A 15,411-nucleotide genomic window follows, 5' to 3' on the forward strand; every position below is an offset into this window, starting at 1 on the left:
TTGGAATGGAAAGCTTAGCGGGCGTGCCGCACCGAGTAAAAGCACACCGCCGCAAAGCCAAAAGTGAGCAGCGTGTGAAACGGCACCAGCCCCGCATCGCCGAAGTAGATGCCGGCCCCGAGCCCGAAGGCAAAATACGCGGCCAATAAGCCTTCCAGCACCTCCAGAGGGCCCAGCCCACCGGTACGGTACCGGCGTTTGCCCCGCGCCAGGGTGCCGGATTTGGGGGTGCGCACAAACGGCGTGCTTTGCCCCATCCAGCCCAATATCACCGCCCGGGAATTGTGCAGAGCCAGGCCCATGGAAACCGACAAAAACAGCAGAAAGAACCCTGGATATAGCTGGGCCTTGCCGGTGGGCCGGGCCAGCCGCCAGGCGGTATAGTAGTAGTAAATGAGCGGAGCAAAACCGAGCAAAAACACCGACGACAGCTGAAACACCAGCTTGTAGCCCGCGTAATTGGCGCGCACAAATACCAGCGGCACGCTCAGCAGGGCCATGAGCAGAATCACGACGTACACGCTGCTGTTGAGCAGGTGAAAGGTGGCCTGCAGCTTGGTGGCCAGGGGCTGCGACGAGCGCCACATGGCGCCCAGGTGCTTGCGGGCGGTTTCGGCGGCGCCCTTGGTCCAGCGAAACTGCTGCGACTTGAGCGCGTCCATCACGGCGGGCAGTTCGGCGGGCGCCACTATTTCGGGACGGTACACAAAGCGCCAGCCGCGCAGCTGGGCGCGGTAGCTCAGGTCGAGGTCTTCGGTGAGGGTGTCGGTGTGCCAGCCGCCGGCATCGGTGATGCAGGTGCGGCGCCACACCCCGCCGGTGCCGTTGAAATTGATGAAAAACCCGGCGAAGGTGCGGCCCACCTGCTCAATGAGAAAGTGCGCATCCAGCCCAAATGCCTGCAGGCGCGTGAGCAAGGATTCATCCTGGTTGAGGTGGCCCCAGCGGGTCTGGACCACGCCCACGGTTTCGTCCTGCAAAAAATACGGCACCGTCCGGCGCAGAAAATCGGGCGTGGGCACAAAGTCGGCGTCGAAAATGGCGATGAACTCGCCGTCGGTTTCGTCCATGCCGTGGCGCAGGGCGCCGGCCTTGTAGCCCTCGCGGGTGGGGCGCCGCACGTGGCTGATGCGCAGGCCCCGGCCGGTGTGGTGGGCCACGCGGGCTGCCGCCAGCGCCACGGTGGCATCGGTGGAGTCGTCGAGTACCTGAATGTGCAGAAGCTCGGGCGGGTAGTCGAGGGCGGCCGTGGCGTCAATTACCCGCTCCACCACGTTCTGCTCGTTGTAGAGCGGCAGCTGCACCGTCACGCGGGGCCACGCGGCCGGGGCAGGGGGCAGCGCGGCATCGGGCCGGGCATAGGCCCGCCGCGCCAACCGCGTAAGCTGCCACTGGCCCAGGCTGAAGCAAATAATAAACAGCAGGCACAGGCCATAGAGCACCACAAGCAAAAGAGGCAGTACCGGCATTACAAAAACGAGCAGAAGACCAAAAACACGGAGAAGTATTGCCAGAAAGAAGCAGGAAAGTAGCAGCAAGCGGGCTTACCAATACCGAAAAATGGTCCACAGAATCTTGTAGCCGGCCCCGATGGTGCCGCGCACCGTGCCCGACACCTTGCTGGTGCCGATGCGCTTGCGGTAGCGCACGGGTACTTCCACGGTGCGCAGGCCGTGGCGGGCGGCTTTTACCTGCATTTCCACCGTCCAGCCGTAGGTTTTGTCTTCCATGTGGAGGCTGAGCAAGGCAGGAGCGATGATGGCCCGGAAAGGCCCTAAATCAGTGAATGTGCCGCCGTAACGCAGGCGCAGCAGCCGCGAAGCCAGCCAGTTGCCGAAGCGCTGCTGGGGCAGCAGCGCGCCGCGCTCCCGCACACCCAACGCCCGCGAGCCGATGACCATATCGGCATCGCCCCGGAGCAGGGGCGCCAGCAGCTCCGGCATCTGCTCGGGAAAATCAGAATGGTCGCCGTCGAGGAATACGACGATTTCGGGCTGTTCGGATTGGGGCTTGCCAAAAACGTAGGCCATGCCGGCCAGGCACGCGTAGCCGTAGCCGGGGCGGGGCTCGCGGAGCACAGTGGCGCCCGCGGCATGGGCGGCGGCGCTGGTGTCGTCGCTCGAGTTATTATCCACTACCACCACTTCCTGCACCAGGCCGGCCGGGATTTCGCCCAGCACCAGCCCAATGGCTTTGGCTTCGTTGTGGGCGGGAATAATGACGCTGATGCGGGGTTGGGGCATGAAAGACAGGAGCGGAGCCAAGCCCCGGCAAAGCAATAAAGGCGACCGCACAAGCCAGCCGCGCCACAAAGATGCCGCCGCCGCCGTAAAGCAGCGCGCTGCCGCTACTTTGCGGCTGTCAATCATTTACTCGAGATATGCTCCAGGTAGGCCAACCCGCCCCCGATTTTACCCTCAAGACCACCACCGGCGAAACCTTTCGCCTCTCCGAGCTGCGAGGCCGCCACGTGGTACTGTACTTCTATCCCAAAGACGACACCCCCGGCTGCACGGCCGAAGCCTGCTCGTTCCGCGACCAATACGAGGACTTCAAAGACCTCGGCGCCGAAGTAGTAGGCATCAGCTCCGACAGCGAAAAGTCGCACCAGAAATTCACGGCCAAGCACAACCTGCCTTTCCAGCTGCTGGCCGATGAAAAAGGCGAAGTTCGCAAACTCTACGAGGTGCCCCGTGCGCTGCTGGGCCTGCTGCCGGGCCGCGTCACGTTCGTGATTGATAAGAAGGGTGTCATCCAGTACATTTTCAATTCATTGAGCGGTGCTACTGACCATGTGAACAACGCCAAGAAAGTGTTGGCTGGGCTGCCGGCTTAGTACTGCTCAACGTCTTTGCACCGTTAGTTGTCTGGGCAATTAATCGTCTGTCATGCAGAGCGCAGCGAAGCATCTTATCACGGTTGAACGAGTCGTCCAAACGTGAGAAGATGCTTCCTGAGTCAGCATGACAATAGTTTAGGATAACAGAAGCACATAGCACAGTTTTCATACATCGGCGCAAGCGCGAGCCCTGGCTTTCGCGTAATGAGAATTTCACCTTCTCCATCGCGATGCCCCGTTCCTTTTTGTTGCTGCTGTTTCTCTTGCTGCTCGCATCCACTTCTGCTTCAGCCCAACCTGCTGTTCTCAACGCCACGCTCGACGGCTATGACTACCCGTACCCCGTAAAAACACTGCCGCTGAAGCTGGAAGGCCAAGCCCTACGCATGGCCTACATGGACGTGCCGGCCACCGCCAGGCCAAACGGCCGCACCGTGGTGCTGCTGCACGGCAAGAATTTCTTCGGAGCCTACTGGCGCGAAACCATCAAGGTGCTGACGGCGGCCGGGTTTCGGGTGGTGGTGCCCGACCAGATTGGGTTTGGCAAGTCTGACAAGGCCGATATCCACTACTCTTTCCACCAACTGGCCCGCAACACCAAGCACCTGCTCGATACGCTGGGCGTGAAAAATGCCGTCATCGTGGGGCATAGTATGGGCGGCATGCTGGCCACCCGCTTCGCCCTGCTGTACCCGGAAACCACCGAAAAGCTGGTGCTCGAAAACCCGATTGGGCTGGAAGATTACCGTGTTGGCGTGCCTTTTCAAAGCATAGACCAGGCCGAGGCATCTGAGCTAAAAAGCACCGAGGCCAGCATCCGCAAGTACCACACAACCTACTATCCCAACGGCTACCCGGCCGCCCACGACCAATGGCTGCTGCCCCTGGCCGCCCAAACCAAAAGTCCCGACTTCCCGAAAGTAGCCCGGGCCAATGCCCTCACCTTTGACATGATTTACCAGCAGCCGGTGAGCTATGAATTCGGCCGCATCGCCATGCCCACGCTGCTCATCATCGGCCAGCAGGACCGCACCGTGGTGGGCAAAGGATTGATAAAAGACCCCAAATTGCTGGCCCAAATGGGCCAATACCCGGCGCTGGGCCGCCGCACTGCCGCCCAGATAAAAGGTGCCAAGCTGGTTGAGCTAAACAAGGTGGGCCACATTCCGCACCTGGAAGCACCAGCCCAATTCCACCAAGCGCTGCTAGCGTTTCTAAAGTAGCGCTTACAGCGGTGAGCCGAAATCCCTCGATTTGGTAATTCTAATAGAGACTGTTAAAGGCTTGACAAAGAGCCTTAATTACAAACTCACCCTACTACAACCCCTTCAGCATTTTGTAAAATGCATCGGCATAGGTATCACTGATGGGGATGATTTGGTCTCCAATCCGAATCCTGTTTTTCTCGATGTGCTCAATTTTGTCGATAGCGACCAGAAAGGACCGGTGCACGCGGGCAAAATCCTGGGCGGGCAGCAGCTCTTCCAGCCTGGCAAAGCTGAGCAGCGTCATAATCTTCTCGTCCCGGGTATGAATTCGCAAGTAGTCTTTCATGCCCTCCACAAAGAGAATATCACGGGTTGCTACATTCTGGATGCGGTGGCCCACCTTGAGGAAAAGGTACTCCTGTTCGGGCTTTGTTTCCGCTTTTACTTCCCTTTTCTCCACGGCCTGCCGGGGGCTTTGTTCCTGGTACAGGCGTAACACACCTTTATAAAACCGCTCGAACGTGAAGGGTTTTAACAGGTAGTCCTTCACCTCCAGGTCATACGCCTTCAGCGCGTACTGGTCGTAGGCGGTGGTGAGAATAATTATGGGTTTGGGGTTCAGCATCGGGATGAAACTGAGCCCATCCAGGTCCGGCATGTTGATATCCAGAAACAGCAGGTCGGGTTTGTCCGCCGCCAAATGAGCGGCGGCCTCCAGGGGACTTGCGAAGGTCCCTTTCAACTCCAGGAAGGAGACTTTGCTGATGTATTCTTCCAGTATTTCCTGGGCCAGGTACTCGTCCTCAATGATGTAGCAAGTCAGCTTGTCTTTCATGAGCCGGTACGTGTAGGCCGTGGATGGTAAGATTCACCGTAAAAGTCTCGCCGGTGTCCTGAATGGTAAGTTTATGCTGGTCAGGATACAACAAAGCCAGCCGTTTCCGCACATTGGGCAAGCCGATGCCCCCGGGTTCTTCCAGCGGATTGGCCGCCTTTTTGGCAATGGGGTTCTGCACGCTGAAAGCGAGGGTATCTTCTTTTACCTGCACCCGCACCTTCAGGTCGCCGGGTTCCAGGCGGGCGGGGCTGTGCTTGTAGGCATTTTCCAGCAGGTGGATGAACAGCAAGGGGGCAATGTAGCAGGATACAATCTCCCCCGCTATCTGCAGGTCGACCACCGGGCTGTTCTTGTAGCGAAGCTGCTGCAAACTCACATAATCCCGCAAATAGTCCATCTCCCGGGCCAGCGGCACCGTGGCCGCATTGGACTCATAAATCATGTAGCGCATCAACGAGGCCAGGTGCATGACCGCCTCCGGAGCGGCCGGGGCCTGCTTGTACACCAGCGTGTGGATGTTATTGAGGGTATTGAACAGGAAGTGCGGGTTAATCTGCGACTTCAGGTTGGTGAGTTCGGCCTCCACGGCTTGCTTCTCCAGTTGCTCTTTCCGGATGGTATTCAGTACCAGCGTCTCGGTGACTCGGGCCAGCCAACTCAGGAAGAGAAAGACGGGTACGGTCGTGACCAAGTACATCGCATAAAACCCAAAATCGAACGGCTTCTGGTGGAAAAGCAAACAGGGCAACGGCCCGCTCAAGGCAATTCCCCCCAGCCGGAGCCAGTATCCTCTTCCTTTTCTCCTACCGGAATACTGGGTCAGTAGGTAGAAATGGATGTAGAAAACATACAGACCGGTGGCCATGAATCCTGCCGCGGTGCTCCGCCAGTAGGCATCGGTGTCACTCTTGAGTTGCAAGACGACCATCAAGGTGAACAAGGCCCAGACGGACAAGTGAATCAGCCAGAAGATTTTTTTGACGTGCTCCATAACACAAAGGTGGGGTTGTAGGCGGTGGCCCGCGCCCGCGTTTCGACCAGCTGGGAAGGCTAATCTACGGGAGGGAAAAAGGAGCCTGCCAGTGCTTTGGCGGAAGCAAAGACCTGCTTGGCAGATTACTTCCCCGCATCAGCATATCGGGTTTCGCTATGCGAGCCAATAGCCATTGCTTCGTACCAAAATAGAGAAAGCCAGCATCAGCCAAGGTGCTTCACTTCCCTCATTCTAAACGATTCACCGAAGCAAATCAAGATAAAATGGAAAAGCACCCGTTGGGTCTGGCCATCCGCAATGTTTCCAAAAGGTATGCAAATGGCGTGCAGGCATTGGATAATGTATCACTGGATATTCCTCCGGGCATGTATGGCCTGCTGGGCCCGAACGGCGCGGGCAAATCCACCCTCATGCGCACGCTGGCCACGCTGCAGGAACCCGATGAAGGGCAAATATTCTTGGGAGACATCGATGTGGTGAACCAGAAGGAGGCGGTGCGGCAGACGCTGGGCTACCTGCCCCAGGAGTTCGGCGTGTACCCCAAAGCCAGCGCGGAGGAACTGCTGGACTACTTCGCGGTGCTCAAAGGCCTTACCAACCGGGCGGAGCGCCGGGCCACCACCGAGGCCTTACTCCGACAAACCAACCTCTGGGACAAGCGCCACCAGAAGCTGGGCGGCTACTCCGGCGGCATGCGCCAACGCTTTGGCGTGGCGGTGGCACTACTGGGCAACCCCACCCTGCTCATTGTGGACGAGCCCACCGCCGGCCTGGACCCCGCCGAACGCGTGCGCTTCCTCAACCTGCTCAGCGAATTAGGGGAAAACAGCGTGGTCATCCTCTCCACGCACATCGTGGAAGACGTCTCGGAGCTGTGCACCAACATGGCCATCATCAACCAGGGCCAAATCCTGCTGGAAGCGCAGCCCCTGGAGGCCGTGACTGCGCTCAAAGGCCGCATCTGGCGCAAACTGACCGATAAACCCGCCCTGCCGGCACTGGAGCAGGAGCACCAGATTATTTCCGCCAAACTGCTCAGTGGCCGCACCATGGTGCACGTGTACAGCCCGGACATGCCCGGCAACGGGTTTGAGCCGGTGGAACCGGACCTGGAGGATGTCTATTTCAGTGCCATGACGGGTTGCTTCGACGCGGTTAGTCAGCAGCCAAAAGCGGAGGGGATAACGCTATGAAATTTCAACGGATTTTTGCGCTGGAATTCAGCTACCAGCTGCGCCAGGTTGCTACCTGGCTCTACTTCGGGGTCATCTTACTCATCACGTTTCTGGTGGTCATTGCCAACTTTGCCTCCGATGCGCGGGACGGGTACATTTTACTGAATGCGCCCATCGTCATGGCCGCCGTCACGGTTATTTGCTGCGTGTTTTGGCTGGTGATAGGCGCCTCCGTGGCGGGCGAGGCGGCGGCCCGCGATGTGCAGACCCGCATGCATTTGCTCACCTACGCGGCCCCCGCCAGCAAAGCCGCCTACCTGGGCGGGCGGTACCTGGCCGCCTTGGCCCTCAGCGCCTTCCAGCTGCTCGCCATCCCGGTGGGTATGCTGCTGGCCATGCACTTTGCCGGGGTAGAAGCCGAGATTCTGGGGCCGTTCCGGGTGGCGCCCTACCTGACTACCTTTTTCTTTATCGCGCTGCCCAACGCTTTTTTCGCGACGGCCATGCAATTTTCGGCGGCGGCGCTCAGCCGCCGGGCCCTGGCCAGTTATCTGGTGGGAGCGGTCCTGTTCGCGGCGGCCTACACGATATGGCCGCTGCTGGAAAAAGGGGGAGAATGGGGGAATCTGGCCGACCCGATGAGTTTTGGACCGGTGCTGAGCCATTTGTCCACTGACTGGAGCCCGCAGGAGAAAAGCACGCGTTTTCTGCTGCTGGAGGGCTCATTTCTCGCCAACCGCCTCCTGTGGTTCGGCATTTCGCTGGGCCTGCTCGCGTTTACCTACTTCCGGTTTCAGTTCGTATTGCCCGGAACCGGCCAAAAACAGCAGTCGGGCAAACCGCTACCCGCAGCGGTGACGGCCTGGGAGAAGCTGAACTGGGGAACCGGGGAAGCGCTGCCGCAGGCCAAGCGAACATATGGATTGGTCACCCAACTGCGCCAGTTGCGCCTCATTACCTGGGAATCGTTTCTGCAGCTTGCCAAAAGCAAAGCCGGGCTGCCCCTGCTGGCCGTCCTCGCCCTGCTGGTGGGCGCGACCGTGCCCGGCAACCTGAAGGGCCGAGGCGTGCCCCTGCTGCCCCGAACTGACTTTGTCCTGGATTATCTGACCGGGCCCCTGGCGCAGCCAGAGCGTTTCTGGATACTCATCGCCCTGCTCACCATTTTCTACGCCGGCGAGCTAGTCTGGCGGGAACGGGAGGCGGGCCTGAGCGAAATTGCCAACTCCGCGCCGGTCCCGGAATGGGTGCTTTTTCTGAGCCGCTTTCTGGCGCTGAGCCTGGTACTGGTGGTGTGGCTGGCCTTCCTGATGACGGCCGGCATGGTGGCGCAAGTGGCCATCGGGGGTGCTACTCCGGAAATCGGGCTGTACCTGCAAACCCTCTTCGGGCTGCAGCTGGTCGATTGCCTGCTTTTCGCCCTGCTGGCCCTGCTGGTGCACGCGCTGGTCAATCAGAAATTCGTGGGCCACCTGGTGGCGCTGGTAGCCTACGGCTTCATCGCCTTCGCTCCCAGCCTGGGCATAGCGCACAAGCTGCTTCTCTTTGGCGCCAGTCCTCCCTGGACCTATACCAATATGGCCGGCTTTGGCTCGTCGCTGGGTCCCTGGCTGTGGTTCAAGGGGTATTGGGTGGCTTGGGCGCTGCTGTTGGCGGTGGTGGCGCGGCTTTTCTGGGTACGAGGCCGGGAGGGCAGTGTTGCTGCACGGCTGCAGTTGGCTCGTCGGCGCTTCACGGGTTCTACCGTCGGGGTTTCGGCGGCGGCCTTTGCCGGCATCTTCTTGTTTGGCGGCTTCATCTTCTACAACACCAACGTGTTGCACGACTACCTGTCCGCTGCAGAGACCACGGCGCAGCGAGCGGCTTACGAGCAGCTTTACCGCCGGTACCTGAACGTACCTCAGCCCCTGCTGACCGGCGTCAACCTGCGGGTGGAAATCTATCCCCAGCAGCGGGCGGTGGACATACGGGGTAGCTACCTGCTGGTGAACAACAGTCCATCACCCATTGACTCCATCCATCTGGCGACGGGGGCGGGCGTTGAAACCGCCGCGGTTCACTTCGACCGGCCCTTCAAGCAGGTGCATCGGGACGCGGAGCATGGCTACCACATGTACGCGCTGACCAGGCCCTTACGCCCTGGCGATTCGCTGCGCCTGAGCTTTCAGGTAACGCACCAGGCGCGGGGCTTTTCCAACAGCGGCGCTGACGCGCAGGTGCTGGCCAACGGCACCAGCTTTCGGAATCTGGAGTGGCTGCCGGTGTTAGGGTACCAGCCCTACCGGGAGCTGGACGAGGCCGGCGCCCGCAAAGCGTATGGCTTGGCCGCCCGACCCGCCACGTACTCACTCTACGACGTGGCTGCCCGCCGCTACGCCCCGTTTCCGGAGCAAATCCGCTTGGAGGCCATCGTGGGTACGGATGTAAACCAGACGGTGGTGGCCCCGGGCACCTTGCGCCGGACCTGGACCAAAGCGGGCCGCCGCTACTTTCACTACGCCACGGACGCGCCCATCCGCAACGAATACGCCTTTTTCTCGGCCAACTACGCGGTGCAGGAAGGGAAATGGCGCAACCCGTCGGCCCCGGATAAGGAGGTTGCCATCCAAGTCTACTACCCCCCCGGGCTGAAGGAAAACCCGGCGCGCATGGTCCGGAGCGCCCAGGCGTCGCTGGACCATTACACCAAGCAGTTTGGGCCGTACCCGTACCGGCAGCTCCGATTTGTAGCCCATCCCAGCTACGCCTTCGGTCACCACGCCGCGCCCATCAACATTACGGCGGAGGAAGGATTTTTCCTGCTCAACCCGAAGGATGATAAGCGGGGCTTTGACCTGGTGACGGCCGTGGTGGCGCACGAGGTAGCGCACCAATGGTGGGGAAACCAGCTCAAGCAAGCCTATGTAGCGGGCGCCGGGCTGATTACCGAAAGCCTGGCGTGGTACTCGGCCATGGGCGTGCTGGAAGACAACTACGGCCCGGAGCACCTGCAAGCACTGCTGCGTTTTCTGCGGGAAGAAAACGAGACCCCGCGCACCCGCGCCGCCAAGCCGCTACTGCAGGCCGACGACTTCTACCAAAACTACCGCAAAGGGCCCTTGGCGCTGTACGCGCTGAGCCAATACATCGGCCGGGACCGGATAAACGGGGCGCTGCGGAATTTGCTGGCCAGGCACCGCCCCGGGGCGCTTCCCTTCGCAACTTCGCTGGACCTCTATCGGGAGCTGCAGACGGCCACGCCGGACTCGCTCCAACCGCTGCTGCACGACCTATTCGAGGCCAACACCTTTTGGGAGCTGGCGGCGGAAACCGCCACCGCTAGACAGCTCAAAGGAGGCGCCTGGCAGGTGACGCTCAACCTGAAGGCCAGCAAGCTGGTAGTGGACAGCGCCGGCACCGAGACGAAACGACCGATGAAGGAATGGGTGGAAATCGGAGTCTTCGCCCCCGGCGAAGCGGGCAAGGAGCTAGGCAAGGCGCTCCATCTGCAAAAGCACCTTATCAAATCCGGCCAGCAGACAATCTTATTGACGGTGCCTGGCAGACCCTCTAAAGTCGGTGTTGACCCCCGCAATTTGTTAATTGATTGGAAGGTAGAGGATAATTTCAAAGTGGTGAAGCTGATAAAATAGCTCTTTGTCTGAACCCCGTAGCCAACTTCTGTCGCAACTTCTCACGGAGCAGTTAAGAAGCGCTTTTAGTTGCTTCGGATATGCCTACTCCGTCCCTCCCGGATAGGGTTGTGGCAGTGCAGCTGCGTGGTTCCTGTTTAAATCTAATGCAACACTTTGCCCTGCTTAATTAAGTCTTTGATGGTGCCCACCACGTCCTCAATGGGCACGGCCGGGTCGACTTGGTGTTGATACAGCAGGTCGATACGGTCGGTGCGCAGGCGCTACAGCATGTTGTCCACCACGGCCTTGATGTGGTCGGGCCGGCTGTTCAGGCCCGGCAGGCGCTGGCCGGTTTACTGGTCGATGTTCCAGCCGAACATCTTCTCAATCACGATTTTGTTGCGGAAGGGGCCAACGGCTTCACCAAGAATGCGCTCCACTTCCCAAGGACCGTAGGCTTCGGTAGCATCGAATAGGGTAAGGCCGTGGTCGTAGGCGGTCCGGATGATGTTATGCATTTCGGTCCGGGTGGGGACCGTTGTTTGGTAGGTCCGGCTCATGTTCTGCACGCCCAGGCAATGCTGGAAACCTCCAGGGCGCCCAACCCTATTAATTCTTGTGGCCTAACAAGACTTAGCTCAATATCCGCAGGCTATCGGCGTGAATGAGCTGCGAGCCTTGGTAACGGCCTTCGCGCGGGCCGTTTTCGAGGTTGAGCACGCCGCGGGGGCAGGCGGTGCTGCACATGCCACAGCCCACGCAGGACGCCCTGATAATCGGCTCGCCGCGCTGGGCGTACTGCTTCACGTCGATGCCCATTTCGCACACGTTAGAGCAGTTGCCGCAGCTGATGCACTGGCCGCCGTTGGTGGTGATGCGGAAGCGGGAGAAATGCTTTTGCAGCAGGCCCAGGTAGGCCGCCATGGGGCACCCAAACCGGCACCACACCCGCGAGCCCATGATGGGGTAGAAGCCCACGCCAATCACCCCCGAAAACACCGCGCCAATGGCGAAGCCGTACCACTTCGCCGCCACGTTGCCCACCTCGCCGAGCAGCGCGCTGTGCATGGCAAAATTCGCCCAGAGCAGTACCGTGATAGTTATGATGATGGCCAGCACCGAGTAAATAATGCGCACTTCCCAGCGCCAGGAGGCGCGGCTTTTGTCGGCGAGCTGGCGGTAGGGGTCGCCGGCGGTTTCGGCCAGCCCGCCGCAGCCGCACACCCAGGAGCAGTACCAACGCTTGCCGTAGAAATAGGTGAGCACCGGCGTGGCCAGGAATGACATCACCGCGCCCCAAAATACCATGAAGACGCCCAGGCCACCGTTTTGCACCAGCGAAGTCACGGTGCCCGGAAACAGGTAATCGTACTTCAGGGGCCAGAAGTAGCTGAAGTAAAACTCGGGCTGCTGGAAAAACTGCAGCACCCCCGGAATGATAAAGGCAAAAGCCAGCTGGAAGAACATCACCGAAGCGGTGCGGATAATCTGGTAGCGCGAGTGGCGGTATTTCCAGAGGGCCCGGGCCCCCATCACCAGGATGGCCAGTGTGTAGAACGTGCCGTAGAGAAACCACTGGTCGGCAGGGCGGGCGCGCAGCAGCTGGCTGAAGCCGTCGAGGCCGTGCACCAGGTTGTTGAGCGGGCCGAAGTTGCCCTGGCCGTTGTCGCCGCTGTACCAGTACAGCACCACGTAGAAGCCCGTAAGAACGAGGCCGGTTACCCAGGCTATGCCGCCCCGCCCGGTGCTCGCCCGCAGCCATAGGTTGTTCTGCTGCACGCCGGCTGGGTGCTGCCCGAATTTCAGCCAGCTCCAGCCCAGCGTGCCGCCACTCACCAGGCCCAGCGCCAGGTACAGCCAGGTGCGCTGACGGCCCGGGTCGGCATCGGCCAGTGCCAGGAGCAGCGCCAGTAATCCGCCTGCTACCACGGCCAGGGTGAGCTTTTCAGCCGGCGAGGAAGTGGGCAGCGGTGGCGTGGCGAGCGTTGGGGTCATTTCTTGTTAATGAAGGCTGGTTGTTGAGCTGACTTCCTGAGCTGAACTATTTAATCGGCTGTCATGCAGAGCGCAGCGAAGCATCTTCTCACGCCAGACCGTTTCTCGGCGATAAGATGCTTCGCTGCGGACTGCATGACGGCACTTATCCAAGCAGTTCTTTGCGTCAAAAACTAGTGGTGATGCTCGTGCGGCTCGTCGGGCTTGCCGAACAGGTTGATGAGGGTGCCTACCACGTAGAAGCCAGCCCAACAGACGTAGAGCCAGTTAAAACCCGCGGGCATGGGGCGGGTCACGAAGTAGCGCAGTATCAGGTGGGCGCCGGCGCTCATCAGCAGGCCCGTGAGGGCGATGAACTGGAAGCTATTGAGCGCCGAAGGGCGGTAAAGTTTGGATAAGTCCACGGCGGGTATGGGATGACAAGTGTATGGAGCTAAAAGCGGGCAAACAGGCCTTTCTTCTGCTTCAGCGTGACAACGCGCTGCGGAAACTGCTGGTTGAAGGCCGTCACAATGGCTTTTTCGTGCTGCGGAAAAAACTCCGGGTCAAAATTAGCCGCGCCCAGGTGGGCCATCACAGTTTCTAAAGGCGCCCGTTGCTGAATCCACTGTTCGCATACGTGGTGACGCAGGCGTAGGCCCAGGGCGTTGAACCCGACTACCGCGTGCGGCGCCTCGACCCGGAAGTAGATGCGTAACGCCACCCGGCCCGAGGGATGTTCCCAGTAAAAGCTGTCGAGCCCGGCCACGGAGCAGGCCGGGGCCTGGCCATAGGTCTGGTATTCAAGGTTAAAGAACTTGGCCGAGTTGTACCACACGCCGCGCCGGTAGGGGGTGGGCTGCCCGGCTATGGTCTGGGCTACGGTTTCGCCCTGGATGCGGCCAGTGTACCAGAGCTGCTCGATGGAGACCTCGGCCGCGTCGGGTTGGCGGAATTGGGCACAGTCGCCGGCGGCGTACACGTTGGGCACGCTGGTGCGCAGATACTCGTCGACGAGGATGCCGCGGTCAGTTTCCAGGGTCGAGGTTTTGGCCAGGGTGAGGTTGGACGTTACGCCGATGGCCAGCCCAACCCACTGGCAGGCGATTTCCTCGCCGGCGGCGGTCACCACGGCCCGCACGCGCCCCTGGGCATCACCCAGAATCTCGCGCAGCTCGGTGCCGTAGTGCACCGCCACGTGGTTTTCCTGGAACTGGCGGTCTACCAGCTGGGCTTCCTCGGGTGGCAGCACCGAGCCCCAGAAATGGGGCGCGCGCACCAGTACTGTGGCCGCAATGCCGCGGGAGTGCAGCATTTCGGCCAGTTCTGCGCCAATGAGGCCGCCGCCCACCACTACGCCGCGGCCGATGCCGTGGGTATCGCGGGTCATAGCGGCGAGGTCGGGCAAATTGTAGAAGCCCTGCACCCCGGCCAGGTGCTGCCCGGGCCAGTCGGCTAGTTTGCTTTCGGAGCCCGTGGCCAGCAGCAGCTGGTCGTAGCGCAGGGTGCTGCCATTGTCCAGGGTTACTAGGTTTTCGTTGGTGTGCAGTGAAGTGGCGGTGGCGTGCACCAGGGTCAGGCGGTTTTCGGCCCAGAACCAGTCTTCGTAGGGCTTGATGTCCTGCGGGCGCAGGTGCCCCATGTACACGTACATCAGCGCCGTGCGGGAGTAGTGGTGCGCACTCTCCGACGAGACAATGGTTATTTGCGCTTCGGGCCGCAGCCGGCGCACGGCCAATGCACACGTGACGCCGGTAATGCCATTGCCAATGATAACCAGGTGCATGCGTGAGGGCAGGGGTGAAGGCAGGAATTTGAGTTAGAAGCCAAAAGTAGGCGGAGCCCGAGGAATACCACCGGCTCCATTTCCGACGTTTGTGGCTCAATCATTGACTGGCCGCAGTGGTCAACCTTACAAGGGTACGCTTGTTCTCATCCTCCTGGATTTACGCTCATGATAATGCTAGACCGCTCCCGGCGTTTCGCCGCCCGCTTTGCCACAGCTGTTTGCCTGCTTGCCGCGCATGTGGCAGCCGCCGAAGCCACACCGCCCACGCTGCCGGCGGCCGCCACGGCCTTCCTCACCAAGTTTGTGGATACGGAGGGCAACGTAAACTACGCCGCCATCAAGCGCAACCCGCTGGAGCTGCAGGGCTTGCTGAAGCGCGTGGCGGCGTTCGATGCGGCCACGGCCCAGCCCAACGACCGCAAAGCCTTCTACCTGAACGCCTACAACCTGTCGGTGATTGGCCAGATCGTGGCGAATTACCCCCTCGAATCGGTGCAAAAAGTGCCGGGCTTCTTCGATAAAAACCTGGTGAGTGTGGCCGGCGAACAGCTCACGCTCAACGACCTGGAGACCAAAAAGCTGCGCCAGCCGTATGCCGACCCGCGCGTGCATTTTGCCCTGGTGTGCGGCGCCAAGGGCTGCCCCCGCCTGCGGCGCGCCGCCTACGAAGCCAACTCGCTCGACGCGCAGCTCACCATTCAGGCCCAACAGGTGCTGCAGGACCCGGCCTTTGTTCGGGTCGATGACAAGGCGCGCAAGGTGCACCTTTCCCAAATATTCAAGTGGTACGAAGCCGACTTTAAGGCCAGCGGCAAAACCGGGGTGGCGTACGTCAACCAGTTCCGGGAAGGCAAAAAGATTCCGGCCAGTTACGCCGTCGACTATTACCCCTACGACTGGTCCCTGAATAGCCAGAAGTGAGCCGGCTAGCCCAATTGAGCTGGTATCCTGCGTAATTGGGCTAAAGTTGGGCCGCGCCA

Annotated in this window: 12 protein-coding genes and 1 pseudogene; 5 read left to right on the forward strand and 8 right to left on the reverse strand. The window is 60.5% G+C overall.

Features of this window, described 5'->3' with window-relative positions; genetic code table 11:
* Positions 1-14: 14 nt before the first annotated feature.
* Together LJ738_RS05125 and LJ738_RS05130 are read right to left on the reverse strand one after the other, a co-directional pair.
* Complete coding sequence (locus LJ738_RS05125; protein WP_227785234.1) at positions 15-1,469, reverse strand: cellulose synthase family protein; 1,455 nt, start codon at positions 1,467-1,469, stop codon at positions 15-17.
* Between the two features lie 75 nt (positions 1,470-1,544).
* On the reverse strand, positions 1,545-2,243 hold the full coding sequence (locus LJ738_RS05130; RefSeq protein WP_227785235.1) for a glycosyltransferase family 2 protein: 699 nt from the start codon (positions 2,241-2,243) through the stop codon (positions 1,545-1,547).
* A 137-nt stretch (positions 2,244-2,380) separates the two neighbouring features.
* On the opposite strand from LJ738_RS05130, the gene LJ738_RS05135 reads away from it, so the two are divergent.
* Both LJ738_RS05135 and LJ738_RS05140 read left to right on the forward strand, forming a co-directional pair.
* Positions 2,381-2,836 (forward strand): peroxiredoxin, encoded by a 456-nt coding sequence (locus LJ738_RS05135; RefSeq protein WP_227785236.1) that lies wholly within the window; start codon positions 2,381-2,383, stop codon positions 2,834-2,836.
* Positions 2,837-3,069: 233 nt separating this feature from the next.
* On the forward strand, positions 3,070-4,062 hold the full coding sequence (locus LJ738_RS05140; RefSeq protein WP_227785237.1) for an alpha/beta fold hydrolase: 993 nt from the start codon (positions 3,070-3,072) through the stop codon (positions 4,060-4,062).
* A gap of 94 nt (positions 4,063-4,156) precedes the next feature.
* On the opposite strand, the gene LJ738_RS05145 is transcribed toward LJ738_RS05140, so the two are convergent.
* Both LJ738_RS05145 and LJ738_RS05150 read right to left on the reverse strand, forming a co-directional pair.
* On the reverse strand, positions 4,157-4,882 hold the full coding sequence (locus LJ738_RS05145; protein ID WP_227785238.1) for a LytR/AlgR family response regulator transcription factor: 726 nt from the start codon (positions 4,880-4,882) through the stop codon (positions 4,157-4,159).
* Positions 4,851-5,876 carry a sensor histidine kinase gene (locus LJ738_RS05150; protein WP_227785239.1) on the reverse strand — a complete coding sequence of 342 codons (1,026 nt, stop codon included), beginning with the start codon at positions 5,874-5,876 and terminating at the stop codon, positions 4,851-4,853. The genes LJ738_RS05145 and LJ738_RS05150 overlap by 32 nt, the downstream gene beginning before the upstream one ends.
* A 281-nt stretch (positions 5,877-6,157) precedes the next feature.
* On the opposite strand from LJ738_RS05150, the gene LJ738_RS05155 reads away from it, so the two are divergent.
* Both LJ738_RS05155 and LJ738_RS05160 read left to right on the forward strand, forming a co-directional pair.
* Positions 6,158-7,072 carry an ABC transporter ATP-binding protein gene (locus LJ738_RS05155; RefSeq protein ID WP_227785362.1) on the forward strand — a complete coding sequence of 305 codons (915 nt, stop codon included), beginning with the start codon at positions 6,158-6,160 and terminating at the stop codon, positions 7,070-7,072.
* Positions 7,069-10,686 (forward strand): ABC transporter permease/M1 family aminopeptidase, encoded by a 3,618-nt coding sequence (locus LJ738_RS05160; RefSeq protein WP_227785240.1) that lies wholly within the window; start codon positions 7,069-7,071, stop codon positions 10,684-10,686. The genes LJ738_RS05155 and LJ738_RS05160 overlap by 4 nt, the downstream gene beginning before the upstream one ends.
* Positions 10,687-10,829: 143 nt before the next feature.
* Here the strand turns inward: LJ738_RS05160 and LJ738_RS05165 are convergent.
* The 4 genes and pseudogenes from LJ738_RS05165 to LJ738_RS05180 all read right to left on the reverse strand — a co-directional run bounded on the left by LJ738_RS05165 (position 10,830) and on the right by LJ738_RS05180 (position 14,428).
* Positions 10,830-11,228 (reverse strand): annotated as a pseudogene (locus LJ738_RS05165) (aldo/keto reductase).
* A gap of 73 nt (positions 11,229-11,301) precedes the next feature.
* A complete protein-coding gene (locus LJ738_RS05170; RefSeq protein ID WP_227785241.1) occupies positions 11,302-12,663 on the reverse strand; it encodes a 4Fe-4S binding protein in 1,362 nt (453 codons plus the stop codon).
* 173 nt (positions 12,664-12,836) lie between these two features.
* Positions 12,837-13,067 (reverse strand): hypothetical protein, encoded by a 231-nt coding sequence (locus LJ738_RS05175; protein WP_227785242.1) that lies wholly within the window; start codon positions 13,065-13,067, stop codon positions 12,837-12,839.
* A 29-nt stretch (positions 13,068-13,096) separates the two neighbouring features.
* Complete coding sequence (locus LJ738_RS05180; RefSeq protein WP_227785243.1) at positions 13,097-14,428, reverse strand: NAD(P)/FAD-dependent oxidoreductase; 1,332 nt, start codon at positions 14,426-14,428, stop codon at positions 13,097-13,099.
* Between the two features lie 174 nt (positions 14,429-14,602).
* Between LJ738_RS05180 and LJ738_RS05185 the strand changes: the two genes are divergently transcribed.
* Complete coding sequence (locus LJ738_RS05185) at positions 14,603-15,352, forward strand: DUF547 domain-containing protein (protein WP_227785244.1); 750 nt, start codon at positions 14,603-14,605, stop codon at positions 15,350-15,352.
* Positions 15,353-15,411: the final 59 nt, after the last annotated feature.

The organism is Hymenobacter plasmatis, assembly GCF_020711255.1.
Classification (GTDB): domain Bacteria; phylum Bacteroidota; class Bacteroidia; order Cytophagales; family Hymenobacteraceae; genus Hymenobacter.